The organism is Bradyrhizobium sp. USDA 4474 (genome assembly GCF_054057515.1).
In genome coordinates this window covers 7,123,367-7,148,990 of record NZ_JBSRZJ010000002.1, presented here as the reverse complement: position 1 = coordinate 7,148,990, position 25,624 = coordinate 7,123,367, and the positions used below count along the sequence as shown (strand labels likewise).

At 63.7% G+C, this 25,624-nt stretch carries 28 protein-coding genes and 1 tRNA gene; 9 read left to right on the top strand and 20 right to left on the bottom strand.

The window, feature by feature from the left end; all coding sequences use genetic code 11:
* The first annotated feature begins 285 nt into the window (after window positions 1-285).
* Genes ACVW16_RS35305 through ACVW16_RS35295 form a run of 3 tightly spaced genes read left to right on the top strand, consistent with a single transcriptional unit; the run spans window position 286 to window position 3,214 of the window.
* Window positions 286-1,308, top strand: a complete 1,023-nt coding sequence (locus ACVW16_RS35305) for a TRAP transporter substrate-binding protein (RefSeq protein ID WP_456703511.1) — start codon at window positions 286-288, stop codon at window positions 1,306-1,308.
* A complete protein-coding gene (locus tag ACVW16_RS35300; RefSeq protein WP_456735072.1) occupies window positions 1,305-1,859 on the top strand; it encodes a TRAP transporter small permease in 555 nt (184 codons plus the stop codon). Before ACVW16_RS35305 ends, ACVW16_RS35300 begins: the two co-directional genes overlap by 4 nt.
* Window positions 1,856-3,214 carry a TRAP transporter large permease gene (locus ACVW16_RS35295; protein WP_456735071.1) on the top strand — a complete coding sequence of 453 codons (1,359 nt, stop codon included), beginning with the start codon at window positions 1,856-1,858 and terminating at the stop codon, window positions 3,212-3,214. The genes ACVW16_RS35300 and ACVW16_RS35295 overlap by 4 nt, the downstream gene beginning before the upstream one ends.
* 19 nt (window positions 3,215-3,233) lie before the next feature.
* Here ACVW16_RS35295 and ACVW16_RS35290 read toward each other — a convergent pair whose 3' ends face one another.
* The 4 genes from ACVW16_RS35290 to ACVW16_RS35275 are packed head-to-tail and all read right to left on the bottom strand — an operon-like array spanning window position 3,234 to window position 8,968.
* Entirely contained in the window at window positions 3,234-4,145 is a 912-nt protein-coding gene (locus ACVW16_RS35290) for a hydroxymethylglutaryl-CoA lyase (RefSeq protein ID WP_456703508.1), read from the bottom strand.
* 43 nt (window positions 4,146-4,188) lie between these two features.
* Entirely contained in the window at window positions 4,189-6,192 is a 2,004-nt protein-coding gene (locus ACVW16_RS35285; RefSeq protein WP_456735070.1) for an acetyl/propionyl/methylcrotonyl-CoA carboxylase subunit alpha, read from the bottom strand.
* Window positions 6,193-6,196: 4 nt separating this feature from the next.
* Window positions 6,197-7,801 carry a carboxyl transferase domain-containing protein gene (locus ACVW16_RS35280; RefSeq protein ID WP_456735069.1) on the bottom strand — a complete coding sequence of 535 codons (1,605 nt, stop codon included), beginning with the start codon at window positions 7,799-7,801 and terminating at the stop codon, window positions 6,197-6,199.
* A 39-nt stretch (window positions 7,802-7,840) separates the two neighbouring features.
* Window positions 7,841-8,968: an isovaleryl-CoA dehydrogenase gene (locus tag ACVW16_RS35275; protein ID WP_456738171.1), complete on the bottom strand. Its 1,128-nt coding sequence runs from the start codon at window positions 8,966-8,968 to the stop codon at window positions 7,841-7,843.
* Window positions 8,969-9,127: 159 nt separating this feature from the next.
* Between ACVW16_RS35275 and ACVW16_RS35270 the strand changes: the two genes are divergently transcribed.
* Window positions 9,128-10,156, top strand: a complete 1,029-nt coding sequence (locus ACVW16_RS35270; protein WP_456735068.1) for an AraC family transcriptional regulator — start codon at window positions 9,128-9,130, stop codon at window positions 10,154-10,156.
* Between the two features lie 36 nt (window positions 10,157-10,192).
* Here the strand turns inward: ACVW16_RS35270 and ACVW16_RS35265 are convergent, their stop codons facing one another.
* Both ACVW16_RS35265 and ACVW16_RS35260 read right to left on the bottom strand, forming a co-directional pair.
* Window positions 10,193-10,687 (bottom strand): Lrp/AsnC family transcriptional regulator, encoded by a 495-nt coding sequence (locus ACVW16_RS35265; protein WP_456703504.1) that lies wholly within the window; start codon window positions 10,685-10,687, stop codon window positions 10,193-10,195.
* Window positions 10,688-10,784: 97 nt separating this feature from the next.
* Window positions 10,785-11,090 (bottom strand): ETC complex I subunit, encoded by a 306-nt coding sequence (locus tag ACVW16_RS35260; protein ID WP_057754809.1) that lies wholly within the window; start codon window positions 11,088-11,090, stop codon window positions 10,785-10,787.
* 255 nt (window positions 11,091-11,345) lie between these two features.
* Between ACVW16_RS35260 and ACVW16_RS35255 the strand changes: the two genes are divergently transcribed.
* Window positions 11,346-12,524 carry an OpgC domain-containing protein gene (locus ACVW16_RS35255; RefSeq protein WP_456703503.1) on the top strand — a complete coding sequence of 393 codons (1,179 nt, stop codon included), beginning with the start codon at window positions 11,346-11,348 and terminating at the stop codon, window positions 12,522-12,524.
* Window positions 12,525-12,537: 13 nt separating this feature from the next.
* Here the strand turns inward: ACVW16_RS35255 and ACVW16_RS35250 are convergent, their stop codons facing one another.
* The 6 genes from ACVW16_RS35250 to ACVW16_RS35225 all read right to left on the bottom strand — a co-directional run bounded on the left by ACVW16_RS35250 (window position 12,538) and on the right by ACVW16_RS35225 (window position 18,724).
* Window positions 12,538-12,732: a hypothetical protein gene (locus tag ACVW16_RS35250; RefSeq protein WP_456703502.1), complete on the bottom strand. Its 195-nt coding sequence runs from the start codon at window positions 12,730-12,732 to the stop codon at window positions 12,538-12,540.
* Between the two features lie 547 nt (window positions 12,733-13,279).
* Window positions 13,280-13,663, bottom strand: coding sequence for a hypothetical protein (locus ACVW16_RS35245; protein ID WP_456735067.1), 384 nt, complete (start codon window positions 13,661-13,663; stop codon window positions 13,280-13,282).
* Between the two features lie 267 nt (window positions 13,664-13,930).
* The gene (locus ACVW16_RS35240; protein ID WP_456705279.1) at window positions 13,931-15,079 is read right to left on the bottom strand and encodes an acyltransferase family protein; all 1,149 of its coding nucleotides are present in this window, start codon (window positions 15,077-15,079) and stop codon (window positions 13,931-13,933) included.
* 522 nt (window positions 15,080-15,601) lie between these two features.
* Window positions 15,602-15,976 carry a hypothetical protein gene (locus tag ACVW16_RS35235; RefSeq protein ID WP_456703499.1) on the bottom strand — a complete coding sequence of 125 codons (375 nt, stop codon included), beginning with the start codon at window positions 15,974-15,976 and terminating at the stop codon, window positions 15,602-15,604.
* Window positions 15,977-16,712: 736 nt separating this feature from the next.
* Entirely contained in the window at window positions 16,713-17,855 is a 1,143-nt protein-coding gene (locus ACVW16_RS35230) for a hypothetical protein (RefSeq protein WP_456802600.1), read from the bottom strand.
* The gene (locus ACVW16_RS35225) at window positions 17,822-18,724 is read right to left on the bottom strand and encodes a hypothetical protein (protein WP_456802599.1); all 903 of its coding nucleotides are present in this window, start codon (window positions 18,722-18,724) and stop codon (window positions 17,822-17,824) included. Before ACVW16_RS35225 ends, ACVW16_RS35230 begins: the two co-directional genes overlap by 34 nt.
* A gap of 169 nt (window positions 18,725-18,893) precedes the next feature.
* On the opposite strand from ACVW16_RS35225, the gene ACVW16_RS35220 reads away from it, so the two are divergent.
* Window positions 18,894-19,307 carry a hypothetical protein gene (locus tag ACVW16_RS35220; protein ID WP_456735065.1) on the top strand — a complete coding sequence of 138 codons (414 nt, stop codon included), beginning with the start codon at window positions 18,894-18,896 and terminating at the stop codon, window positions 19,305-19,307.
* A gap of 183 nt (window positions 19,308-19,490) precedes the next feature.
* Here the strand turns inward: ACVW16_RS35220 and ACVW16_RS35215 are convergent.
* From ACVW16_RS35215 to ACVW16_RS35200, 4 genes are all read right to left on the bottom strand, one after another.
* Window positions 19,491-19,567, bottom strand: a tRNA-Pro gene (locus tag ACVW16_RS35215).
* A 108-nt stretch (window positions 19,568-19,675) separates the two neighbouring features.
* Window positions 19,676-20,161, bottom strand: a complete 486-nt coding sequence (locus ACVW16_RS35210; protein ID WP_456703496.1) for a DUF192 domain-containing protein — start codon at window positions 20,159-20,161, stop codon at window positions 19,676-19,678.
* Between the two features lie 138 nt (window positions 20,162-20,299).
* Window positions 20,300-20,932, bottom strand: coding sequence for a cold-shock protein (locus tag ACVW16_RS35205; protein WP_177243663.1), 633 nt, complete (start codon window positions 20,930-20,932; stop codon window positions 20,300-20,302).
* 198 nt (window positions 20,933-21,130) lie between these two features.
* A complete protein-coding gene (locus ACVW16_RS35200) occupies window positions 21,131-21,892 on the bottom strand; it encodes a Sir2 family NAD-dependent protein deacetylase (RefSeq protein WP_456735064.1) in 762 nt (253 codons plus the stop codon).
* Window positions 21,893-22,160: 268 nt separating this feature from the next.
* Here ACVW16_RS35200 and ACVW16_RS35195 point away from each other — a divergent pair, with 268 nt between their 5' ends.
* Entirely contained in the window at window positions 22,161-22,325 is a 165-nt protein-coding gene (locus ACVW16_RS35195) for a hypothetical protein (protein WP_456703494.1), read from the top strand.
* 73 nt (window positions 22,326-22,398) lie between these two features.
* Here ACVW16_RS35195 and ACVW16_RS35190 read toward each other — a convergent pair whose 3' ends face one another.
* Complete coding sequence (locus ACVW16_RS35190; protein WP_456703493.1) at window positions 22,399-22,686, bottom strand: hypothetical protein; 288 nt, start codon at window positions 22,684-22,686, stop codon at window positions 22,399-22,401.
* Between the two features lie 281 nt (window positions 22,687-22,967).
* Between ACVW16_RS35190 and ACVW16_RS35185 the strand changes: the two genes are divergently transcribed.
* Both ACVW16_RS35185 and ACVW16_RS35180 read left to right on the top strand, forming a co-directional pair.
* On the top strand, window positions 22,968-23,198 hold the full coding sequence (locus tag ACVW16_RS35185; RefSeq protein ID WP_456735063.1) for a hypothetical protein: 231 nt from the start codon (window positions 22,968-22,970) through the stop codon (window positions 23,196-23,198).
* A 76-nt stretch (window positions 23,199-23,274) separates the two neighbouring features.
* Complete coding sequence (locus ACVW16_RS35180; RefSeq protein WP_456703491.1) at window positions 23,275-23,400, top strand: hypothetical protein; 126 nt, start codon at window positions 23,275-23,277, stop codon at window positions 23,398-23,400.
* Between the two features lie 154 nt (window positions 23,401-23,554).
* Here ACVW16_RS35180 and ACVW16_RS35175 read toward each other — a convergent pair whose 3' ends face one another.
* The 3 genes from ACVW16_RS35175 to ACVW16_RS35165 all read right to left on the bottom strand — a co-directional run bounded on the left by ACVW16_RS35175 (window position 23,555) and on the right by ACVW16_RS35165 (window position 25,562).
* Window positions 23,555-23,692 (bottom strand): hypothetical protein, encoded by a 138-nt coding sequence (locus ACVW16_RS35175; RefSeq protein ID WP_456703490.1) that lies wholly within the window; start codon window positions 23,690-23,692, stop codon window positions 23,555-23,557.
* 482 nt (window positions 23,693-24,174) lie between these two features.
* Window positions 24,175-24,471, bottom strand: a complete 297-nt coding sequence (locus tag ACVW16_RS35170) for an HU family DNA-binding protein (protein ID WP_027542683.1) — start codon at window positions 24,469-24,471, stop codon at window positions 24,175-24,177.
* A 284-nt stretch (window positions 24,472-24,755) separates the two neighbouring features.
* On the bottom strand, window positions 24,756-25,562 hold the full coding sequence (locus ACVW16_RS35165; protein WP_456735062.1) for an AraC family transcriptional regulator: 807 nt from the start codon (window positions 25,560-25,562) through the stop codon (window positions 24,756-24,758).
* Window positions 25,563-25,624: the final 62 nt, after the last annotated feature.

Below are 25,624 nucleotides of genomic sequence, written 5' to 3'. Positions count from 1 at the left end.
TCGACGGATCGACGCCCGTTCTTGTTACGCCAGGCTGTAGATTTTTTCGGATGGGGCGCGTCTCGCGCGATCCTCGCCCGAGACGCAGCCTTCACGATTGAAACAGGGAGGCCCGGTGTGCAGCGCAGCAAGGCCAGCCCTTGCCGCGGCATTCCGTCTCGAACTATCAGATTGAGAGAACTCGACGTCGAAGACCGGCTAGGATGGGCCCTCACGCCGGTCTCATGACCCGCCCAGATCACGTCAAACAAGAACCGCTTCGAAGAACCGCTCAAGGGATCATCCATGTTCACGCGCCGTCATCTGCTCGCGACCGCAGTCGCCGCACCCGCCATCTTGCGCTTCGGCCTCGGCACCGCGCACGCCGCAACCACGCTGAAAATCTCGCACCAATTTCCGGGCGGCACCATCGACAAGGGCGATTTCCGCGACCGGCTCTGCCGCATGTTCGCTGCCGAAGTTGCGAAGCGCAGCAATGGCGACATCGCAGCCGAGATCTATCCGAACTCTTCGCTGATCAAGACCAACGCGCAGTTCTCCGCGATGCGCAAGGGCGCGCTCGACATCTCGCTCTATCCGATGCCCTATGCCGGCGGCGAATTGCCGGAGACCAATATCGGCCTGATGCCGGGCCTCGTCACCACCTACGACCAGGGCATGCGCTGGAAGAAGGAGCCGGTCGGCAAGGCGCTGACGGACTTCCTCGCCGACAAGGGCATTATCCTCCTGAGCTGGGTCTGGCAGGCGGGCGGCGTTGCCAGCCGCTCCAAGGCGATCATATCGCCTGAAGACGCCAAGGGCATGAAGGTGCGCGGCGGCTCGCGCGAGATGGACATGGTGCTGCAGACCGCCGGCGCCTCGGTGCTGTCGGTGCCCTCGAACGAAATCTACGCGGCGATGCAGACCGGCGCGTGCGACGCCGGCATCACGTCCTCCACCAGCCTGATCTCGTTCCGCCTCGAAGAGGTCGCGAAATCGCTGACCTCGGGCGCCGGCGCCTCCTACTGGTTCATGCTCGAGCCGCTGATGATGTCGAAGGCGATCTTCGACAAGCTGCCGAAGAACCAGCAGAACATCCTCCTCGCCGTCGGCGAGGAGTTGGAGGCCTTCGGCCGCAAGGGCGCGCAGGATGACGACGTCGAGGTCGCCAAGGTCTATGAGAAGGCCGGCGCAAAGGTGAGCGCGCTCGATGCCGCCACCGTCGGCAAATGGCGCGACATCGCCCGCGACACCGCGTGGAAGGATTATGGCGCCAAGACTGCGACCGCTGCGAACCTGCTCAAGCTCGCCTCCGACGTCGCCGCATGAGCCACGGTCCGTTTCCGGATCGTGAGGACACGAACAATGTTGCCGCAAGGACCGGCCTTGCGGCAGCGCTTGATCGTGGCCTCGCCATCCTCAATGGCATGATCGTCGTTCTCGCCGCGCTGGCGCTGGTCGCGGCTTGCGCCATCCTGAGCTATAGCGTGCTCAGCCGCGCGCTGTTCAAGGCCGCCAATTACTGGCAGGACGAGGCCGCCGTGTTCCTGCTGGTCGGCGCCACCTTCATGACGGCGGCGTACGTGCAGCAGAACCGCGGCCATATCGGCATCGAGGCCTTTGTCGGCCTGCTGTCACCGCAGGCGAACAGGATCAGACTCTGGTTGGTCGATGCCTTGACGCTCCTGTTCTGCGCGTTCTTCACCTGGAAATCCTGGACGCTGACGCATGAAGCTTACGTCGACGGCCAGGTCTCGAACTCGATGTGGTCGCCGCCGCTCGCCATTCCCTATTCCCTGATGGCGCTCGGCATGAGCCTCCTCTGCATCCAGATCCTCGTGCAGTTGGCGCTGCCATTCGCGGGAGCCAGGCGTCCATGAGCGTTTTCGGCATCGGTATCGCTTACGGCGTCGCGACGCTGGTCGTGATGTTTTCGGGCATGCCCATCGCGTTCGCGCTGGGTGCGGTCGCGGTCGTGTTCATGGGCATCTATATGCCTTCGGCCTCGCTCGACACGGTGACGCAGAACGTCTACGAGGAAATGGCCTCGATCACGCTGCTCTCGATCCCGCTCTTCATCCTGAAGGGCGCGGCGATCGGCAAGTCGCGCGCCGGCCAGGATCTCTACTCGGCACTGCACGCCTGGCTGCACCGGGTGCCCGGCGGCCTGGGCGTCGCCAACGTCTTCGCCTGTGCGCTGTTTGCGGCGATGGCGGGCTCCTCGCCCGCGACCTGCTCGGCCATCGGCTCGGCCGGCATTCCCGAGATGCGCAAGCGCGGCTATTCCGGCGGCTTTGCCGCAGGCATCATCGCGGCCGGCGGCACGCTCGGCATCCTGCTGCCGCCCTCGATCACCATGATCCTGTTTGCGGTCGCTGCTGAAAAGTCGCTGGGACGGCTGTTTCTCGCCGGCATCGGCCCTGGCCTGCTGCTGGTCTCGCTGTTCGGCGGCTACGCCGTGGTCCGCTTCCGGCAAGAATATGCCGCGGCCGAAGCCGCTTACAGGACAGGGGGGCCGCAAGCGGCCATCCTGAGCCGTGACGAGTACACGCTGGCCGAACGCTTCAACGTGCTGCCGCGCGTGATGCCGTTCGTGCTGCTGCTCACCGGCGTCATGGCTGCACTCTATGGCGGTTACGCCACCCCGTCGGAGACGGCCGGCCTCGGCGGGCTTCTCGCCTTGGGGCTGATCGCTGCGATCTACGGCGTCTGGCGGCCGAGCGACCTTGCGCCCATCATGAAATCGACCATCCGGGAATCGACCATGCTGATGATGATCATCGGCATGTCGCTGCTCTATTCCTACGTGATGAGCTATCTGCACATCTCGCAATCGGCGGCCGAATCCGTCGTCGCGATGCACCTGCCGCGCTGGGGGCTGCTGTTTGCGATCCTCGTCATGGTGGTCGTGCTCGGCTTCTTCCTGCCGCCGGTCTCGATCATTCTCATGACCGCGCCGATCATCCTGCCGCCGTTACGAGCCGCCAATTTCGACATCATCTGGTTTGGCGTGGTCATGACCATCGTCATGGAGATGGGGCTGATCCATCCACCCGTCGGCCTCAACATCTTCGTCATCCGCAACGTCGCGCCTGATATTTCGCTGAGCGAGGTGATCTGGGGCACGCTGCCGTTCGTGCTGTTGATGATGGGCGCGGTGTTGCTGCTGTGTCTGGTGCCGGAGATCTCGACCTGGCTGCCGGACCTGGTGATGGGGCCGGACGGGAGCCGGTGACGCTCTTTCCATCGCTGGGTCAGGCGACAATTCGCTTCTTCTTCGCGTTCAGCGCCGTCGCCACCCGGCTCACAGGCGGTTTGCCAAGCACGCGGCCCATCGCATTGGTCGCGGCCAGCAGCTTCTCCATATCGACGCCGGTCTTCACCCCCATGCCCTCGAGCATATAAACGACATCCTCGGTCGCAACATTCCCCGTCGCCCCCGGTGCATAGGGGCAGCCGCCGAGCCCGCCCGCTGCGGCATCGATGACGCGGACCCCCTCCTCCAGGCCGGCATAGAGATTGGCGAGCGCCTGGCCGTAGGTGTCGTGGAAATGCATCGCAAGCTTCGCCGCGGGAATGTTGGCGGCCACCGCGCGCAGCATCTCCTTGGCTCTATCAGGCGTGCCGACGCCGATGGTGTCGCCGAGTGAAATTTCGTAGCAGCCGAGATCCCACAGCGTAACAGCAAGATCGGCGACGGCCTTCGGTTTGATCTCGCCATCGAAGGGACAGCCTAGCACGCAGGAGACATAGCCGCGCACCTTCACGCCGTCGGCCTTGGCGCGCGCCAGCACCGGCTTGAACCGCTCGATCGACTCCGCGACCGTGCAGTTGATGTTGGCCCGCGAGAAGCCCTCTGAGGCCGCCGCGAACACGGAAACCACCTTGGCGCCGGCGGCTCGCGCGGCGTCGTAGCCCTTCTCGTTCGGCACCAGCACGTGGAATTCGGCGCCGCTCACGTGCGCAACGCCGCGCAGCACGGCATCGGAGCTTGCCATCTGCGGGATCGCCTTGGGCGAGACGAAGGCACCGACCTCGACGGTGTCGAGCCCGGCTGCGACCAGCGCCTCGATGAAGGCGATGCGGGCCGCGACGCTGACTGGTGTCTTCTCGTTCTGGAGGCCATCGCGCGGCCCCATCTCGATGATGCGGACGGGATCGCTCATGTCACTCTCCCCAAGTTATTCTTCCCAAGTTATTCTTCCCAAGTCACCCTTCCGAGGCCTCGACCACGGCGAGCTCGACACCTTCCTGGACGATGTCGCCGACCTCGCACTTGATGGACTTCAGCACGCCGGCATAAGGCGCGCGCAGCGTCTGCTCCATCTTCATCACTTCCAGGGTGAGGATCGGCGCGCCCTTCTCGAGCCTTGCGCCCTCCTCGGCCAGCACGGCGACGACGGTGCCCGGCAAGGGAGCTGCGATCTTGTCCGCGCCGGTCTGCTCCTCGGTCTCGCCGCCGAACGGATCGACCCAGTGCAGATCGAAACGGCCGTTGCGTGTGCGCAGATACAGCTCGTGCCCGGAGATCACCGCTGCGACCGAGGTTTTGACGTCATCCAGCGTCAGATCAAGGCCGCCGTCTTTTGGCGCAACGGTGAACGCCAGCTCGCGATCGCCGATGACCAGCGTCGACAACCCGTTGCCGTAGTTCAGCGCGATCTTCTGCTCGGGCCCGTGCCCGACGCGGAAGGCAAAGCTGCGCCGGCGGCGGCCGACCGGCTGCCAGCCAAAGGTCTGCCAGGGTGAGCTCGGCTCGCTTTGCGCAACCTGCCGTTCTTCATTGACGATCGCAGCCACTGCCGCGCAAAGCTCGAGCTCGCCGGGCGCCGGCGAAGCCTGGGTCAGCGCCGCCAGTTCGCGCTCGATGAAGCCGGTATCGATCGCATTCGCCCGCAGCTTCGGGTGCGTGATCAGCGCCGACAGGAACGGGATATTGGTGACGATGCCGCGGACGTCGGAGTCCTCCAGGCCGCGGTTGAGCCGGTCGATCGCCACATCGCGCGTCGGCGCCCACGCGATCATCTTGGCCAGCATGGCGTCGTAATACGGCGAGACTGTATCGCCTTCCCGATAGCCGGCGTCGATGCGCAAGCCACCGGTCTCCGCCGGGAGCCGCCAGGTCGAGATTTTGCCGACCGACGGCATGAAGCTCCTGGTCGGGTTCTCCGCATAAACCCGCGCCTCGACGGCGTGGCCCTTGAGCTTGACTTCGTCCTGCTTCAGCGGCAGCGCCTCGCCGAAGGCGACGCGCAGCTGCCATTCGACGAGATCGATGCCCGTGATCAACTCGGTCACGGGGTGCTCGACCTGGAGACGTGTGTTCATTTCGATGAAGAACACGTCCCTGCCGTCGGAGACGAATTCGATGGTGCCGGCACCGACATAGTTGACCGCGCCCGCCGCCTTTCGCGCGGCGGCGCAGACCGTCTCGCGCTGGGCGGCATTGAGCGTCGGCGATGGCGCCTCCTCGATCACCTTCTGGTGGCGACGCTGCAGCGTGCATTCGCGCTCGAACAGCGACAGCAGATTGCCGTGGCTGTCGCCGATGATCTGCACCTCGATATGCCGGGGATTGTCGACATATTTCTCGATGAGCATGCGGTCGTCGCCGAACGCAGCCTTGGCTTCGCGCTTCGCACTGACGATCGCAGGCGCAAGCTCAGCCGCCGAGCGCACGATGCGCATGCCGCGGCCGCCGCCGCCGGCGGATGCCTTCACCAGGATCGGAAAGCCGATCTTGTCGGCGGCCTTCGACAGCGTCGCATCGTCCTGGGCCTCGCCGTGATAGCCCGGCACAAGCGGCACGCCGGCTCTCTCCATCAGCGCCTTCGAGCCCGATTTCGAACCCATCGCCGTCATCATTTCCGCGGTCGGGCCGACGAAGACCAGGCCCGCATCAAAGCAGGCCTGCGCGAATTCGGCATTCTCAGACAGGAAGCCGTAGCCGGGATGCACGGCCTCGGCGCCCGTCTTGCGCGCGGCCTCGATCAGCCGCTCGACATTGAGATAGCTGTCGCGGGCGCGCGCGGGCCCGAGCAGCACGGCCTCGTCGGCGAGCGCGACGTGCATGGCATCGCGGTCGGCCTCGGAATAGACGGCGACTGTGCGCAGCCCCATCGCCCGGGCGGTGCGGATGACGCGGCAGGCGATCTCGCCCCGGTTGGCGATCAGGAGCGTGCGGAAACGGCGGTAGAGCTTCGAACGGTCCATCGCATCACATCCTGAACAGGCCGAACTTGGTCGGCTCGATCGGCGCATTCGACGCCGCCGAAAGGCCGAGGCCGAGCACGAGGCGCGTGTCGGCCGGGTCGATCACGCCGTCGTCCCAAAGGCGCGCGGTCGCGTAATACGGATGCCCCTGGCTCTCATATTGCGCGCGAATGGGCTCGCGAAATTTATCCTCCGCTTCCTTCGACCAGCTATCGCCATTGGCCTCGATGTTGTCGCGGCGGACCTGGCTCAGCACCATGGATGCCTGCTCGCCGCCCATCACCGAGATGCGCGCATTCGGCCACATCCAGAGGAAGCGCGGTGAGTAGGCACGGCCGCACATGCCGTAATTGCCGGCGCCGTAGGAGCCACCGATCACCACGGTGAACTTCGGCACCGAGGCGGTTGCGACCGCCGTCACCAGCTTGGCGCCGTCGCGCGCGATGCCGCCGGCCTCGTATTTCTTGCCGACCATGAAACCGGTGATGTTCTGTAGAAACACCAGGGGAATGCCGCGCTGGCAGCACAGCTCGATGAAATGCGCGCCCTTCAGCGAGCTCTCACTGAAGAGAATGCCGTTGTTGGCGATGATGCCCACCGGATAGCCCCAGATATGGGCGAAGCCGCAGAGCAGCGTGGTGCCGTACAGCTTCTTGAACTCGTCGAACTCGGAACCGTCGACAACGCGGGCGATGATGTCGCGTACGTCGAACGGCTTGCGGCCGTCGACGGGCACCACGCCGTAGATCTCCTCCGCCGCAAACAGCGGATCGCGCGGCTTATGCATGTTGAGGTTCGGCTTGGCCTGCGGCTTCAACGTGCCGACGATGCGACGGGCGATCCCGATCGCGTGCGCGTCGTTCTGGGCGTAGTGATCGGTCACGCCGGATTGCCGCGAATGCACATCTGCGCCGCCGAGCTCTTCCGCACTGACGACCTCGCCGGTCGCGGCCTTCACCAGCGGCGGGCCGCCGAGGAAGATGGTGCCCTGATTGCGCACGATGATGCTCTCGTCCGACATCGCAGGCACATAGGCGCCGCCGGCGGTGCAGGAGCCCATCACGATGGCGATCTGAGGGATGCCCTGCGACGACATCTGCGCCTGGTTGTAGAAGATGCGGCCGAAATGCCGCTCGTCCGGAAAGATCTCGTCCTGCAGGGGCAGGAAAGCACCGCCGGAATCGACCATGTAGACGCAGGGCAGATTGTTCTGCCGCGCAATGTCCTGCGCGCGCAGATGCTTCTTCACGGTCATGGGGTAATAGGTGCCGCCCTTGATGGTGGCGTCGTTGGCGACAACGACGCATTCACGGCCCGAGATGCGCCCCACACCCGTGACGATGCTGGCCGAATGCACGTCGCCGCCATAGAGGCCGTGGGCCGCCAGCGGCGACAGCTCCAGGAACGAGGTCCCGGGATCAAGCAGCAGGTCGACGCGCTCGCGCGCCAGCATCTTGCCGCGCGCGGTATGGCGGTTGCGCGAGGCTTCGCCGCCGCCACCGGCAACCTGGCCGAGTTTTTCGCGCAAGTCCGCGACGAGTGCGCGCATGGCATCGGCGTTGCGCGCGAAATCGGACGACGATGGATCGATGCTGGAATGCAGCGGCATGGGGTCCCGCGTTTGCTGTGAATGGGTTGCGTGGAGGATCTAAGCGGTTTCCGACATCAGCTCGCGGCCGATCAGCATGCGGCGCACCTCGGACGTGCCCGCCCCGATCTCGTAGAGCTTGGCGTCGCGCCAGAGTCGGCCGACCGGAAATTCGGACGTATAGCCGACGCCGCCCAGTGCCTGGATCGCTTCGCCCGCCATCCACGTCGCCTTCTCCGCGGAATAGAGGATTGCGGCGGCGGAATCCTTGCGCAGCGTGCGTGCATGATCGGCACGGTCACAGGCGCGGCCCACCGCATAGACATAGGCGCGCGTGGCCTGCCAGGTCGCATACATGTCGGCGAGCTTGCCCTGCATCAGCTGGAAGTCGCCGATCGGCTGGCCGAACTGTTTGCGCTCGTGCATGTAGGGCACCACCGCATCCATGCACGCCGCCATGATGCCGAGCGGGCCGCCCGAGAGCACCGCGCGCTCATAGTCGAGGCCGGACATCAGCACCTTGACGCCCTCGCCCACCTTGCCCAGCACGTTCTCCTCCGGCACCTCGCAGTCGTCGAAGAACAGCGGATAGGTGTTGGAGCCACGCATGCCGAGCTTGTCGAGATGCTGGCCGTGGGTGAAGCCCTTGAAGCCCTTCTCGATCAGGAACGCCGTCATGCCGCGCGGGCCGGCCTCGGGATCGGTCTTGGCGTAGACCACCAGCACGTCGGCGTCGCCGCCATTGGTGATCCACATCTTCGAGCCATTCAGCACATAGCGGTCGCCGCGCTTGTCGGCGCGCAGCTTCATCGAGACGACGTCGGAGCCGGCGCCGGGCTCGGACATCGCGAGCGCCCCGACATTCTCGCCGGAGATCAGCTTCGGCAGATAGCGCTGGCGCTGCGCGTCATTGCCGTTGCGGCGGATCTGGTTGACGCAGAGGTTGGAATGCGCGCCGTAGGACAGCCCGACGGCGGCCGAGCCGCGCGAAATCTCCTCCATGGCGACGATATGGGCGAGATAGCCCATGTTGGAGCCGCCATATTGCTCGGGCGCGGTCATGCCGAGCACGCCAAGCTCGCCGAGGCGCTTCCAGAGGTCCGCCGGGAACAGGTTGGCCTTCTCGATGTCAGCGGCGCGCGGGGCGATCTCGGCCTCCACGAAGGCGCGCAACGTGTCGCGCAGCATGCTGATGTCTTCGCCCAGATCGAAATCGATGCTCGGGATGTTCAAGGCGATTCCTCCTAGATCTTGTCGGGCTCGAACCTACCCCCGCCCGGGCGTTCTGGCGGTCGAAAAGGTTGCATTTTCCGCCAAGTTTGGCGAGGATTTTCCAAAGGACTTGCAATGCCTTTCCAAGCCGCGACCGCTACGCCCCGCCGTGCCATGACGCCCGCAGCCTTTGTCCGGGGTGTGGTCGCTGCCTATGTCCGCTACGAGCGGGATCCGGCCGAGGCGCTGAGCAAAGGCCAGGTCCTGCCCGACCTCGTGGGATCGCCCGACGGGCGGGTCACGGCGGCGCAGTTCGAGACGCTCGCCGGCCACGCGATGCGCGAGCTCGACGACGAGGCGCTTGGCTGGTTCTCGCGCAGGCTGCCGTGGGGCACCTACGGCATGCTGTGCCGCGCCTCCATCACCGCGCCCACTCTCGAGGTCGCGCTGAAGCGCTGGTGCCGGCATCACCGCCTGCTGACGGAAGACGTGTTGTTCGAGCTCGGGGTCAGCGGCGAGACCGCGACCATCTCCCTTCAAGAGCAGCGCGATCTCGGAGCTTTGCGCGAATTCTGTCTCGTCACCCTGCTCCGCTACGTGCTCGGCTTCTCCTGCTGGGCCGTGGATTCGGCGATCGCACTGCGCGCGGCGGAATTTCCCTATTCCGAGCCGGTCCATGTCTCGGTCTATCCGACCATCTTCTGCAAGCATGTCCGCTTCGATGCGGAGGCGGCCCGCATCGTGTTCGACAGGCATTATCTCTCGCTGCCGCTGGCCCGCAGTGCCGCCGATCTCGACAACATGCTCAAGGGCGCGCTGCGCCTGACCGTGCTGCCCTATCGGCGCGATCGATTGCTGGTCGAGCGCGTCAGGCGCGTGCTGCGCGAGGCGCGCGGACGCATTTTGGGCGCGGACGATGTCGCCGGCGAGCTCGCCCTGTCCACCCGCACCATGCACCGCCGTCTGCGCGAGGAGGCAACCTCGCTGCGTGATCTGAAGGAGGAAGCCAAGCTCGAGTTCGCCAAACAGGAGCTGATGCGCGGTCGCACCCCGATCAAGCGGATCGCGGAGATCGCCGGCTTCCGCAACGAAAAAAGCTTCTCGCGGGCCTTCCGGACCTGGACCGGCGCCAGCCCGCGCGAGTTTCGCGGCCGGTACCGCTAGAGGCCCGCCGGCCGCCGAATTCAGACGCGAGCACCCTCATCCTGCCGGCGCCGCCGCAACAATCTCCTGCACCGGCAGCGGCACGTCCTTGGCGACGCCCAGCACGGGAAAGCTGCGGACGTTCTTCACGTTGGGCATGGCCGCGAAATGCAACAACTGCTGCCGCATGCTCTCGACGCTGGGTGCCACGCATCTGAGCAGATAGTCGGTGTCGCCCGAAATGCGCCAGCACTGCTGGATGCGCGGGATCGCCGCGATCGACCCCTCGAACGCCTCGAGCACCGGCTGGGCCTGGCTGCCGAGTTGGATCGAGACGAACGACACCACCTCATAGCCGAGCAGCCGCTCGTCGATCACGGCCCGCACCGCGCGGATCACGCCGCGGCTGAACAGCGACTTCAGCCGCCGCAGGCAGTTCGGCGGGGACACGCCGACGCGCAGCGCCAGCTGGTTGTTGCGGACGCGCCCGTCCTGCTGCAGTTCGGATAGGATCTTCAGATCGATGCCGTCGAGCTGGTGTCGCGCGGCCATCCCCCACCTCGTCATGGTCGTGTCATGCGGACCAGCGAAGCACGTGGCCGGTGGGGTGCCAAGTGCTCTTCCGAGAGCCGACCGAAAGCAAAGCCTCTCAGTGGGTCCAGGGCTCACCGCGCCGGAACGAGAAATTGTCTGCATACGCGACCTGGCGGTGCAGGGATTCCTTGGGCTCGATCACCTGGTAGGCGATCCCCTTGCGCTCGCAATAGGCAACCGCCTCGTCCTTGGTGTGGAAGCGCAACGTGATCTGCTGCTTCATGTCGCCGGACGAGGTCCAGCCCATCAGCGGCTCGACCGCGCGCGGCTGCTCCGGCTCGTAGTCGAGCTGCCATTCCTTGGTCTTGGACCGGCCGGATTGCATCGCGTTCTTGGCGGGCTTGAAAATGCGTGCGGTCATTGGCGGTCCGGCCTCTTCGTCTTTTCGTTCGATTTCAATGCGTCACGGTAGCGATTGGTGGAAACCGCGGGCATAGTATAGAGACACCTTTCGGGAACTGATCGGTGATTCCGGGGCCCCGGCTTTCTCACCCTCGGGTATAGTCATTATGCTGCACTGTGACAATTGCGTACCCGCCCGCCGCCCGGGAATCCCGCCCGGCGGCCCAGCTTCGCCGATCTCAGCGTACCCGCCTCCTTCGAAAGCTCCCGTCGCATGGCCTTCCTGAACATCAACGCCACGCTCCCCGAGAAGGGCCGTGACCTCAGGCTCGACCTGTTTCGCGGCGTCGCCAACTGGGCGATCTTCCTCGACCACATCCCTGACAATGTCGTGAACTGGATCACGACACGCAATTACGGCTTTTCCGACGCGGCTGACCTGTTCGTCTTCATCTCCGGCTACACGGCGTCGTTCGTCTATGCGCGAATGATGCTGGAGCGCGGCTTCATCGTCGGCGCGACGCGCCTGACCAAGCGGGTCTGGCAGCTCTACGTCGCCCACATCATCCTGTTTGTCATCTACATCGCCTCGATCAGCTATCTGGCGCTGCGCTTCGGCGATTCCGAGATGATCAACGAGTTCAACGTCGCCGGTCTCGTCGACAATGCCACCGAAACGCTGCGCCAGGGCCTGTTCCTGCGCTTCAAGCCGCTCAATCTCGACGTGCTGCCGCTCTACATCGTGCTGATGGGGCTGTTTCCGCCGGTGCTGTGGTTCATGCTGCGCAAGCCCGACCTGACCATGGTGCTGTCCATCATCCTTTGGCTGACCGCGCGTCACTTCAGCCTGAACCTGAATGCCTATCCGGCCGGCCAGTGGTACTTCAACCCCTATTGCTGGCAGGTGCTGTTCGTGTTCGGCGCCTGGTGTGCGATGGGCGGCGCGCGCCGCTCCGGCAGGCTGATCAATTCACCGGTCACGATATGGCTTTGCTTCGGCTATCTGGCGTTCGCACTGGTCATGACCATGGCGGGTCGCTTCCCCGCCCTTGGCGGCATGATGCCGGAATGGCTGTTCTCGGCCTTCAACCCGAACGATAAGACCAACCTCGCGCCCTACCGCTTCATCCACTTCGTGGTCATCGTGATCCTGGTGATACGCTTCGTACCGAAGGACTGGCCGGGGCTGGAGTGGAAGATCTTCGATCCGGTGATCGTGTGTGGCCAGCAATCGCTCGCGGTGTTCTGCGTCGGCGTATTCCTGTCCTTTGTCGGCCATTTCGAGCTGTCGATGAGCTCGGGCTCGCTGTTCGCGCAGCTCTTCGTGTCCATCGCCGGCATCGCGATCATGACGACGGTCGCCTATTACATCTCCTGGTCGAAGCGGCAGGACAAGCCGCTGAAGCCACCGCCGGCAAAACCGGCGGCCGCTCCGCCTGCAAAGGCTGCCTGAGCCAGGTTGCGGCTCAGGCCGCAGCCTCGCCGTCATATTCGGTGAATTTCCGGTAGATCCAGTCGCGCCCGTCGTGACGGCGCCAGACCTTGCCATAGACGAGCTGCCCGTTGATCGAGCGGCGCGGCACGATCACGGTCCAGAGGTGCCAGATCTCGGCCCAGTTCGACTGTGGATCGACGGTTCGGACATTGCGATCGAAGGACATGACGCAGAACTCACAAATACGATCGCCGCGACGAACTGTGACCTTGTGTGAGCGTGAATTGCAGCAGCCCGTCGCGAGCCGGAAGCGGTTTGATAACAGCTGCCCTGGTCGCTGCAATACCCGATCGGCTTTAACCTAACCAATCAACCTTACCCCTCGTGGGTAAGTCGTGAGACCGCTTGAAAGGCGGCGCCGACCTTTCTAGGATGCACGCGTGAATTGAATATGAGCGTGCCGTTCTGGGGTGCGGGAAATTTCGATTGAAATCGCTTTTTGAAAAGACTTGCCGGCGGGGGCCACCACAATGAATTTGCAGTGCGCATATCTGCGCTTGGCGGTGCGATCAACGCCGCCTGTTCCGGTCGTCACGACGTCCGTTCAGGGGCCGGCCGGAGCCGCGAACGACAATCGCTTGGCGTGGCCGTTTCTACCATTTCCACGCGGCTGGTACGCATCGAATTGATTTGCCGACTCCAGGCCATCGGCGGACTGGCTTTCATTCAACCCTGATGCCATTTGGCCGGCGCAACGGTGACGCGGGGCGAGGTCAATCTTCGTCGTAGTAACCGCGACGTTGACGGCCATAGTAGTAGCCCTGCCGTCCCTGCTGAAACTGGGGCGGCACCGTGCCTGTCGGGTAGCATTGGCCATCCCGGCTATCGATGTCAGCGCCATTGCCGCAAGGAACGGGACCGGCATAAGCGCCGTATCGTCCATGTCGACCGTATCGTCGCGCGGCCTGATATTGCGGGGGTATCACCCCGTTCGGGTAACAGTGGCCGTAGATGTCGATGTCATAGCCGTTTCCGCAGTACCCAACCTGCACGATCGGGGCGTGGTTTTGGATGGCGGGTGGTTCGCTCTGGATCGCTGCGGGCGTCCCGAGCTGGACGGCAAGGATTGCCGCGGCTGCGGCGATGGTCAGTGGCATGTTCACTCCTCCCATGGCTTGCAGGAACCAACGCTGTGAAGCTCCTGTCGGTTTCCTTGGAAGGTAATCGATTTTGGCACAGGACAGGCGCGTTCACCGGCTATTCATCTCCAGCAGCGCGGGGAATCGGCCGGCTCAAACCGCTCCACTGACGCCCGGCCGTCCGCTGCTGGATCAGCTTCGACCGATGAGGGTCGCTAATGTTGAAGCCGTCGGTGCGACCGGCGACTTGCAATACAGCTGGCTCGGCGTAGGGACCGGGACGAGCTACAGCGTGTCCTGGTTAGGAACCGAGCTGTCCAAATCAGTCCATTTTTTGTTTTTTCTCGTCGATGTCCTGCCAAAGGAGCGCAGCCAACGAGCCAATTCCTTATGCCGCATTTCGAATGGTCGGGCGAGAAGGTACGCCACGATGTTCGATGATAGTACGGCAGTCCAAAACCAGGCCGGACCACGCGCACTTGGCATCGTCGTAATGATCGCGGCCATGATGGTGTGATGTATCAGATAAAGGGTGAACGAATAATCGGCTGCGATCCTGACCACGCGCACTGACCCGGCCTCGTTCGTCCACTGCGTCATGGCGATCAGGGATCCTATGACTGCGACCAGAGCGAAGTAGGTCGCCATGTTGTACTCGCGACCCGGTGTGACCATCCAAAAGTAAGCGGCGCCGGCGGCGAGCAACGCCAACACCGACAAGAAGGCTGGCGGCACATAGCAGCGAAAAAACAAATAGAGAGCAGCGCCACCGAGCCAGAGCGCGAACAAGCCAGTTCCGCCACCGCCCTCCTGAAACGCACCGAAAAGAAGGTGGAAAGGCGTTTGGCCAAAAAACAGCGCCACCGGAATCAGAAGGAGCCAGGGTCCGCGCCCTTTAAGCAGAAAAAATACGGCGCCCACCAGCATGTAAATGTGCCATTCGATCGCGAGCGTCCAAAGCGGGGCTGCTGATCCGAACGTTGCCCATTGCAAATGGGACGGTCCATAAATGCCACGATAACCTTCGAGCATCGCGAGATTTGCGACAAATGTTTTCAGATTGTAGTTGCGCTCTATGGTGATCTCGCCGGTGAGCCAGATCGTGACCGCGTCCACCACGATGATGAGAACAAGAGCGGGGATCAGCGCGGAATAGATGCGCGCGAAACGATCGATAAAGTAGTCAAGGAAACTGTATTCCGGGCGAGCCGCGTTGGTGATCAGAGTCGCGGTTATCCAAAAACCGGACATGACAAAAAACAGCAGGACGCCGACGTTTTGGATGTAGGGAGACGCCGGAGGCTTGAGCCAGTTGCCGACACTGAAGAAAACGAGACCGTGACCCACACACACCATTTGAGCCGCGAGTGCCCTCAGGGCATCGAGGGCAACAGATGTGTCTGTACTGCCGCGATCGAGACTGAACTTACGCATTTTCAACCGTTGGTCCCGCCGGCACAGGCAGCAGTCATCAAATGCAGCCGACCACAATTTCCTCGTGCGGGAAGCTTATGGCCGGGGTCAAGCGCGCCGTCCAGAGGGGAAGCTGCCAAGGCCCCTTGAAAGCGTTCGGCGTGTCGCTCCGGCAGGTTTTCCTACTCCAGACGGCCGTGGCCCTCCCGCTGCGGGCCTGGGAAAATCCCAATTCCCATCATGTGCAACGTCACCAGCCATTTCCCCGGGCACAACCCCGCCCTGCTGAGCAATCCTCATGCCAGACCGGCACAAGCGCTGATCGAGAACGTCCGGCCCTTCCAAGTTCGAGTTGGGCGCGGCCGTCGTGGCAAATCGCGCAAGCCGCACCAGCGTTCCGGCCAGCATCCGCAATAGCGACCTCGGCGGTTCACGCTGGCGGACCCTTCTGTGAGCCCTACCGCGATGCCGCCGATCACGCGGAACGTCGCGGCGCCGGGCCGCAAGAGCTATTCGAGAGCGACGCCTGCGGCCGATTGGGCCTCAGTTCATCAAGGTGTACTGCTGCTGCTCGCATGCTTCGAGGATCACGGATAGGCGGGAGCCCACATAGACGGAATTGAAGAACACTGAATATGTGCGTCGTGACTGATCCGGAGGCGGATTAACTTCTCTCAGGCACACAAAATAATCGCCGGGACCGTGCTCCGCCTTCCGAAGCGAAGACATCTCCACAGGCCTCACGAGTTTGGCCTCAACCGCAAGCTTCTCAACGCCCTTCTGGATGTCATCTTGGGTCGGTGGTCCGGTCACCGCCGCAGCGGTGGGCGGCGGTGTCGAGGATGTGTCCGGCCAAAGACCGAGGTTTGAACACGCCGACAATAGCAAGCCGAGCACCGGCACAAGGTATTTGATCATTGAGAAATTTACGGCTGGGATCTGCCGCTTTCGCGGCGGGAAATATCCATGAAGCTGCGTCTACACGTGCGCTGACGGGGTACGATTGACCTAAAGACCAGCCTTACTCAACTAGCGGTGGCTCAATAATCGTTGATATTAGGGCTGGATTGTTTTGGGCAATGTTGAGGAAGCTTGTTCTGTGCTGGCGGACGCGAAAATGTCTGTCGGTTTGTCCCTCCCGCAAAACGAGGGTTGGCGCTGCCCAGTTTCGTCAAGCACGATACATGCTCGGTGAGCAGTGCATCCGCTGTCGTGAGTGCGGCTCACTCAACTCGGTGACTTCAGGCGCTTTGAGGGAGCATGCAATCCTTCATCCGATGCTTGATGAGCCAGCCTGCAACCTGGTGCGATCGCCGGCGGAGTCCTTCTTGGTGGAATGATAGCCTTCTCGCTGCCGTTGCTGCGATAGTCCTGGCAGAACACGACAAGATCACGCACGCCCGTTGACCGGGGGTCGCCGGTCGCAATCGTGAGCGGGCGGCCATCAAGTTCGATGCGGTGCTTGCGTCGAGGTTGGCTCGTCACGTCGCCATCGAAGCGGGCGGGAGGGAGTCAAATTGTCGATGACTCCTGGCCCCGGAACGGGCGAGAGGTACCGCGCGTCGCGGCTGTACTCGCAGCCCGATCCCAGCCGTCGCGCGGCGAAAAAGTATCGCGTCATCAGATAGTTGCTTCGAAAATCGGATGACCTGCGCTAGCCATAGGCCCGCCGGATCACGATGAAGCGTTCGGCAATCGCATCGAGCCGCAACAGCAGATCGTTGCCGACATCCGCCGGCACCGTCACACCCACATAGTCCCGCGTGCTGATGCCGACGACCGGCGCATCGTCCGCGAGGCCGAACTCGGCGCGCCGGGCTGCCGGAATGAACACCAGCACGGCCATGTCCGATCGCGGCCGGATGGTCTCCGGGTGGCAGCGCCGCCAGGCCTCCGCCTCGAGGCTGAACAACCCGAAGTAGGCCAAGGGGCGGTCGAGCCAGGCGGCCCGGCACGGGGCGATCGGGGGCGGCACATAGACCGCGGCGCCGTGCAGCGTCTCCGGCACGCGGGTGATCCTCTCGCCGACGCCTGACAAGGCCAGCCCTTCGCCGAGCACGCCGATCCGGCGCCAGTCGATCGCTCCGCGGTTGGGCAGGATAGTCGCAATTCGAAGGCTCACCGCGCCGTAGTTGGCCGCCTGGCGGAATGCGGCGTCCCGGGACAGCTCCGGCACATTGCCGAGTCGCCGGTGCAGAACGGCCTCGATCGCGCTCTGGTTGCCCCTGCCGCAGCAGGTCACGAGCTGGCGTGATTCCCGGAAGTAGCGCGGACCCGTGGCATCCGCCAGCGCCGTGATCTCGCCCTGGGCGATGGCGTGCAGGGCCAGCACGGCCGCGCAGCCGGCCGCCGCCGCATGCAGCCAGGCGGAATGCTGCCGCCAGACCATCCCGAGCGCCAAGCAGCTGAGCAGCAGGATCAGCGGCTCCGTGAAGATGACATCGGTCCCTACGATGCCTCGACTGAAGCACGCCGCTGACGCCAGCGCCAACACGCCGACCGCGACCAGCACCCAGATCGCCGCGCCGCGCGTCGGCTTGCGATCGCCGAACGCGAGCAGCGCCACCGCCACCAGGGGCAGCATGAACAGCAGCGGCGCGGCAGCAAACTGCTCGAGCAGGCGCGGCGGATGCGGGTTCAGCGCGGGATCGATCGTGCCGAGCAACGAGACCTTCGCGATCGCCGCCACGAAACGCACCGCATTGAGCGGGTTCGTCGCCACCAGGCCCAGCACCGGAAACGCCGCGACAAAGCCGAGCGCCATCAGGTTCGCGAACGAGAAAAAGCGGTAGGACACGCCGTCTCGCGGCAGGTATCGCGTGGCAAGCCCGGGCGTCGCGACCGCAGCGAGAGCTGCGCCGCAAAGCCAGATGTTCGAGAACGAACTGCGGTAGTGATAGAAATGCTCCGGCAGAGCCGGGAGCGCAGCAGCAGCAGCGCGCCGAGCGCTGCAAGCGCGGCGGCCATGATGAACATGTTGTGCCGCAGCTCGATGCGGCCGAACGCGCCCCCCCGCCCCTGCTTCACCATCATCAGCAGCGCCAGCAGCGGCGCCGCCGCTGCCGTCGGCACGATCTGCACCTTGGAAGTGACCGCGAGGCCGCAGGCGAGCCCCGAAAGCACGGCGAAGGCGAGCGCCGTCCTGCGCTCGGTGCGCAGCGCCAGCGTCCCCAGCAGCAGCGCCAGCGCGGCATAGAACAGTGCGAACAGGTCGGTGCGGAAGATGAGCGAGTGGAGCGCCAGCGTCCGCGACGTCAGCATGCAGGCGAACACCGCAACCAGCATCCAGGCGCCCTCGCCGACCGCGAGCGTCACGGCGCCGGCGATCGCCAGTGCGGCGCCGACGGCCACATACGGAAGGTGGCCACGCAGGAATTCGATCAGCTCGGCGATGCCGAGCAGAGGATTCGTCCAGTCCGGCAGCGCCGCGAAGTCGCGCAGGTGCAGCCGCCCCGCGAGATAGGCCAGTCGCTGCGTCCAGGAGACGAGCAGATACATGCCGGCCGTGGGGTGCGAGATCTGGTCGGGCAGCCAGCCGCCCTCGATCAGCAGCACGTCGAGCGCCGTGATCTGGTCCATGTCGTCGAAAGCGTAGTAGGGGTAGCGCCCCACGCGATGCTGGAACCAGGCCAGCGCGATCAGGGCAAGAACCACGAGCAGAAACAAGGGCGCTGCCGTCCGCCGCGAAAGTGAAAACACGTTGCCCCGAGGTCCGTGCATGCAACCTGAACGGGATTAACTCAGTGGTTGCAGACACGTCAAGTGTCGCGCGTCGATTGTTCAACAGCCAGAACAACAGCCGGTCCCAGGAGGCGCCTCGGTCGCCGACCTGAAGGTGACCATCGAGAGCGTCGGCCGCCGGCGCATCAACGCAGCAGCAATGGTTCGCACCGTGCCGAAGGTGCAGTTCGAGCGCGAGCAGGAACTGAACTATGCCCACGTCCGCGACTTCCTGCGCGGCGCGCCCGAGATGGCTGACAAGGGCATCATCGATCGCGACCGCGCGCTGTACCTGTCGATCGGCGTCGCCGCGCAGTTCGAGCTGATGCTTCGACAGGGCGACATCATCGGCAAGTGGCAGCCGCGCAAGCTAGCTAGATGCGAAGTTTCCGGGCGGCATCGAGTTGCTGCACGTCGACGAGACCTGCTGCGTCATCACCTGCGCCCGCGACGCGAAGATCCCCGACGAGGTCTGGAGCATGGACGCGCGCGCCGGCGGCGCCGCCGAGGCGCGTCGACACCAAGGTGATTTCGACCGGCCTCACTCACCCGAACGAAGAGACCGCAGGGCGCTATCTCCGCCGCCGAAGAAGATTGTCGCCATCGCCGAACCGCGCAAGCAGTCGCGCGCCGCCGACAGTGAGGGCGGAACGACGTCAGAACCGCCCGTCAGAATCGCACGGAAAAAGCTGAGAAAATTCAACGGTCCAAGTGGTCGGGGCAGCTGGATTCGAACCAACGACCTGCAGTACCCAAAACTGCCGCGCTACCAGGCTGCGCTATACCCCGAATGTCCGGCGAGCCCCGTCGATACACGCTTCCACGAGGGCCTTCAAGCTTTCCAAACCGCCGACATGGCCCGGAAGCCGGCGACGCCGGGGCCTCCTGATGCACCGGCTATTTGCTGCCGAACAGGGGGTGGCCGACCCGATCGCCGGGCCGGATGCCGTATTTTTGCGCGGTTCCCGCCACCACTTCGAGGACGGCCCGGGCGGGGCCGCCCGACGAGATGATCCTGGTCGAGAGCGGCTCGGTATTTTCCGCGATGCGCAGGATCCGGCCGTCGGCGCGAATGAAGATCATGTCGAGCGAGACATAGGTGTTCTTCATCCACATCGAGACTTCCTGCTCGGGATTGAAGTCGAACAGCATGCCTTTGCCGTCGGCCAATTCCTTGCGGTACATCAGCCCGGTCTGCTTCTCCTGATCCGTGGTCGCCATCTCCACCGAGAAGACCTGCACGCCGTTCCTGGTGACGATTTCCAGCGGCTGGAACTCGGCGGCACGGGCCGGCGCGCCAGCGGCGGCGAAGCCGGCAATGACGAGGACGGCGACAAGCCAGCCCCGGATTGGGGACCGGACAGCCTTACGATCAAAACTCATGGCAGGATTCTCGGGATGCGCTGGTCGCCTGACGGCGGAGGGACTGCCGCATCCTTACGCGGCCATCGTGGCAAAAGCCAGAAGCGCGCGACCCCGGGGGCGCGCGCTTCTGCTCACGAATAGGACAACGGAATGTCGCTAGTGCGACTGAAGGCCCGGCGATCCGGTCTCCGGATGGATCTCGGCCGCCATCATGCCTTTCGAGCCGGGGCCAAAGCGGACCAGCACATACTGGCCGGGCCGCAGCTCGGTCATGCCGAAGCGGCGCAGCGTCTCCATGTGGACGAAGATATCGGGGGTCCCCTCGCCGCAGGTCAGGAAGCCGAAGCCGCGCAGCCGGTTGAACCATTTGACCTGGGCCCGCTCGAGGCCGCTGGTCGCGGTGACAGTGACATGGGTGCGCGGCGGCAGCATCTGCGCCGGATGGATCGCGGTGGACTCATCCATCGAGACGACGCGGAAGGCCTGATAGCCCTTGGCGCGCTGGATGCACTCGACCACGATGCGGGCGCCCTCGTAAGCCGTCTGGAAGCCGTCGCGCCTAAGGACGGTCACGTGCAGGAGTACGTCGGGCCATCCATTATCAGGGACGATGAAGCCGTAGCCCTTTGAGGCGTCGAACCATTTGATGACGCCATGAACCTCGACGAGATTGGCGCTGCCCTCACCTAAGCCGGTGAAGGGACTGAGCGCGCTATCGCGACCGGCGCCGTGCTCGCCCGACGCAGGAACTCCCAGCTTCTTGGACTCAAATCCGTCCGACGACCCCATAACCCCGGACCCCACACATGCCATGCAACCCGCCACATTGGCGGGGCTCGAATCACGCGTCTTAAGAGAATGTTCTCACTTCGACGCGACGCGAATCTTTCGAATCGAAGATAACACTCCCGGTTGCGAGGCATAGACAAAAAAGAGATTCGCCGGCACCTATGAACAGCTTGCAGAGGCGCGAATCAAATTGATGCCTCAATTGTCGACAAAGGGCCCGAGCGTTTCGCCGATGTCGTGACGGATGACGAGGTCGGCGATGTCGTCCTGTTCGGTCGGCTCGCGATTGATGATCACCAAACGTGCACCCGCGTTCTTCGCCATCATTGGAAAGCCCGCAGCCGGCCACACCACCAGCGAGGAACCGATCGCGATGAAGAGGTCGCAGGCCTGCGAGAACTCGGTCGCGCGCTGCATCTCGTCCTCGGGCATCGCCTGCCCGAACGAGATCGTCGCTGTCTTCACCGGCTCGTCGCACCCGGTGCAGCTGGGAGCGGCGCCATCCCGGTCGAATCGCTGCTTCACCCAATCGAGCTGATAGACCTGCCCACATCCGATGCAGCGCGCAAAAGTGGTATTGCCGTGAAGTTCAATCACGCAGTCCGGCGCGAAGCCTGAGGCCTGGTGCAGATTGTCGATGTTCTGGGTGATGACCGCGGGGATCTTGCCGGCGCGATGCAGCGCAGCGAGTGCGCGATGTCCGCGACCGGGCTTCGCTGCGGCGAACACCTCCTCCATCGCAAAACGCCGCCGCCACGATTCATCGCGCGCTGACTGGCTCGCGACGAACTCGTCGAACTGGATCGGACGATTGCGAGTCCAAATTCCGCCCGGCGAGCGGAAGTCGGGGATGCCGCATTCGGTCGAAATGCCGGCACCGGTGAACGGCACGATGATCTTTGCATGCGCGATCATGTCGCCGAGCCGTTCGACGCCGCTCTGAAGGTCCTCTGCAATCACGCGTGGCCTCCGATTCAAATTTCGAGCTAGCTGTAAGTCGTGCAAGCGACAAGATTGTTGACGCTGTTATCCACCGCCACGCACGTCGCGAGCCGCATGGGCGGCAATTTTTTCCGACCTTTCCCTTATCACAATCCTGCAATGCCTGCTCCCCATTGACGCCCCAATCAGAAGCGCCAATGCATGTATTGACGCGACTCAACGTAATTGCGGCGGCAGTGCTTGAGTTCAGACGTGCACACATGCTCAAGTATGGTGGGGATTTGTCATGACCGAAGACGAACAACGCAAGATTCGCGAACGCGAAGAGATCGCAACACGTGTCGCCGCGTTCCGCGCCACGCAGGAGAAATTCAGGCGCGAGCGCGAGGAATATTTCGTCTCGACCCTCGAGAATGCGCGCAAGGTGGAACGGCCTTCGCTCTGGCCGTAACGACGTCGCGCGGGCCGAGTGCGCACGAAAGAAAGCCCGGAGCGTTGCTCCGGGCTTTTCGTTTCGTCAGCTGTTACCAGTGGCGATAGTAATGGCGGTGCCGATAATACGGCCCGCCATAATAGGCGTAGGGGCCGGGGCCGTAAGCATAGACCGGGCCGTCATAATAGCCATAGCCCGGGCCGTAATAGCCGTAGCCGTAAGGATGGGATGCCGCAATGGCGCCCGCGGTAATCGCGCCGGCGGCGAGGCCGAACGCCACGCCCGGGCCGATGCCGCGCGCCTCCGCAGGTGCGGGCGCCGCCATTGCGGTCACGCCGACAGCCGCGACGGTGGCCAGAACTGCAAGTGTCTTCCTCATGATCTCCTCCTTAGCAAATCGTGGAGACAACGCCGATCATCGGTGATGGTTCGCATCCCATGGAACCCGGCGCCTCAGAAAAAATCCCGACGCGGGGGGAACAATCACCACATGCGCGGATTGGACTCCGGAAGTGCGGGAGCCTCCGCCATCCGGTCGAGGCGATAGCACGAAGCCCCGTCAGCATCTCCGCGGTGCTGGCGGGGTTTTCCGTTTCGAACGGCAAAGATGGCACCCCACGTCAAGGGCTGCCAAACGGGGCGGAGGCCGAGGAGGAGAGATTGCCGATATCCGCTTTGCTGAACCGCATCCGCAGGCTCGTTCCAAAAACCAAGACGCAGCATTACGACGAGATCGTCCGCAATTTCGGTGTCGGTGCGCTGCGTCCGCCGCCGACACCGATGAGCGACGGCGAGCTCGCCCGCGCCATCGCCGAGTTCCTCAAGGACTCGCCTTCCGCTGAATCGGTTGCGGCGCTCGGGCGACGGCTCGACCCCACCTCACCGCTCTGAGCGGCGACCTTTCGCAAGCCGGGAACGAAGTGCCAGGGCACACGTTGAGGTAGTATTCCGCACGAGGAGGCCCGCCATGCCCGCCTGGCTCGAAGTCTTGCTCAATTTGTCCGGCTATGCCGGCTTCGTCGCACTCGCGACCAGCGGCGTCGGTTGCCCGCGCGGCACCGCCGATGATGGGGTCTGCGGCGGCAAGCGCTAGACGGCGTGGGGCGGTGGTCCGCGGTGCGCACCACACGATCGGCCTTGACCGCATCGGCGTGGTCCTCGAGCTGCGGCCGCAGCGACGCGGCGCAATCCCCAACGCTTCGCTCGCCTGCAAACGAATGATAAACGCCCGGTCGCTTCGAGACTGCTCAAGCCGCGCGCCTGGCGTTGCCCTTCTCCGAGAAGCATTCCAGGATCTGGATGCGGAGTTCTTCTGCTGCCGGGCCCTCGACCTTCCTGAGCTGGTTCCAGAGCCGGATCACTTCGCGCTGTTTCTCGACAGTCATGAATCACCTCAAAATAGGATGATCCACTAGAACAAAATGAGAACAGAAAGTCCAGCCCCTGCCCGTCATTTCGTGTGCACGTTGGATTGAACCTTTCCGCTGCGCCGTGGACTCATTGAAGCTGGGGATTTCAGCGCCCAGTCAATATGACAGCGCCGCGATGGACGAACATATTCCGTCACCGCGGCGTTGTTGCTTTTTGTATTTTCAATCCTAAGTGAGGGGCGCTGCTGGCGGCCACGCGCTGAAATCCCAACGCCGTCGGCAAGAGAGCCCCGTGCGCAAGCGCGGGGTTTTTCTTTGATGGGAGCGACCGTTTGCCGCGCACGATCTCTTCGTCGCGCGATGAACTTCCTCAGCGCTGGCGCGTCTCATCGAGGAAGCTTCCCCCAAGGCTTCGCCCCATCAGAAAACCCCGCTTCCCCCAGGCGGGGTTTTCCCCTTTTGAAGACATCGCCGCATTGTTGTCTGCGGAGGCTGAATCAGACGGCGTCCTTGGCCACCTTCAGCGGCGAAGCCTTGACCGACTTGCTCGCCGGCTTTGCCGCAAACTGCATCGGCTCCTTGGTGAAGGGATTGACGCCCATGCGGGCCTCCGTCGCCGGCTTGTTGACCACCGACATCTTCACGAAACCGGGAATCACGAACTCACCGGACTCGTTGAGCTCCTTGTAACCGACGGTTGCCATGTACTCGATGACCGACTTCACATCGTTCTTCGCAAGCTGTGTGCCCTCGGCGATCGCATCGATCAACTGGGTCTTGGTCATCTTCGCCATGTCTGGATTTCCTCTGAATGGGGTGCGCGCGAGCTGCGACGTAGCCTTGTCCCGGAAGCGGTAAAACCACGCGCGCCGCGTCTGTTCGTGCCTGTCGGCCACGAAGCAGCCGGGCTTAGAACCCATTGAGGGCGAAAACGCAAGCAGCAGTTCGGGGTAAGTTCCGTCATCTTTTTGTCTGACGATTGCGGCTGCCGCACCGTTGGGCTGCAACGACAAATCGAATTCAACAGCATCCCGAGAGAGTTCTGCCGGAGTGACGACTTGGCTGCGCGCGAACGCGACTAGGTCTCCTGGGCAACACTGCCGATATATTTGGCCGGCGATTTGCCGAGCGCCTTCCTGAACATCGTGATGAAAGCCGTGACCGATTCATAGCCGAGATCGGCGGAGACGCGCTGCACGCTCGCGCCCGCAGCAAGCTCGCGGATCGCGACGATCAGATACAGCTGCTGACGCCAGCGTCCGAATGTCAGCCCCGTTTCTTTCACGACGAGGCGCGCAAGGCTGCTTTCGCTGAGCGCGACGTGATCGGCCCACTCTGCCAGCGTGCGACGGTCGGCCGGGTTGTCTGCCAGCACGGCGGCAATGCGCTTCAACCGCGGCTCGCGCGAAAGCGGCAGATGTAAATGCTGCACACGCATGAGCGGCAGCTCGCCGAGCAGCACGGCGATCAGGCGCTCCCGCCGTACCTCGTCATGCTGCGTGCCGTCCGCGAGCTCGACGATCACTTCGCGCAGCAAGGGCGAGATCGACATGGTGCAGCAGCGATCCGGCAGATCGACCAGCTCCGCCTCGATGTAGACGAAGAACAGCCGCGCATTGGCGGTGGCGCGATTGCTGTGCGGCATGTCAGACGGAATCCAGACCGCGCAATGCGGCGGCACCATCCACAGGCCGCTTCGAACGCGGCAGGTGACGCCGCCTCCGAGTGACATCACGAGCTGCCCTTTGCGATGCCTGTGCTCCGGCACCTCGCCTTTGGTTCCGTCGGCATCGACGCGTACGGCGATGACGGGTGCCGACCGGTCGTCCACGTCCAGGCCGACCCAGGGATAACCAAGGGGATAACGGAGCTTCTGCCGGGGCATTGACGGTTTTTAGCGATCAATTGCATCTATGCATAAATTCATCGAGCCACAAAGTCGATAAA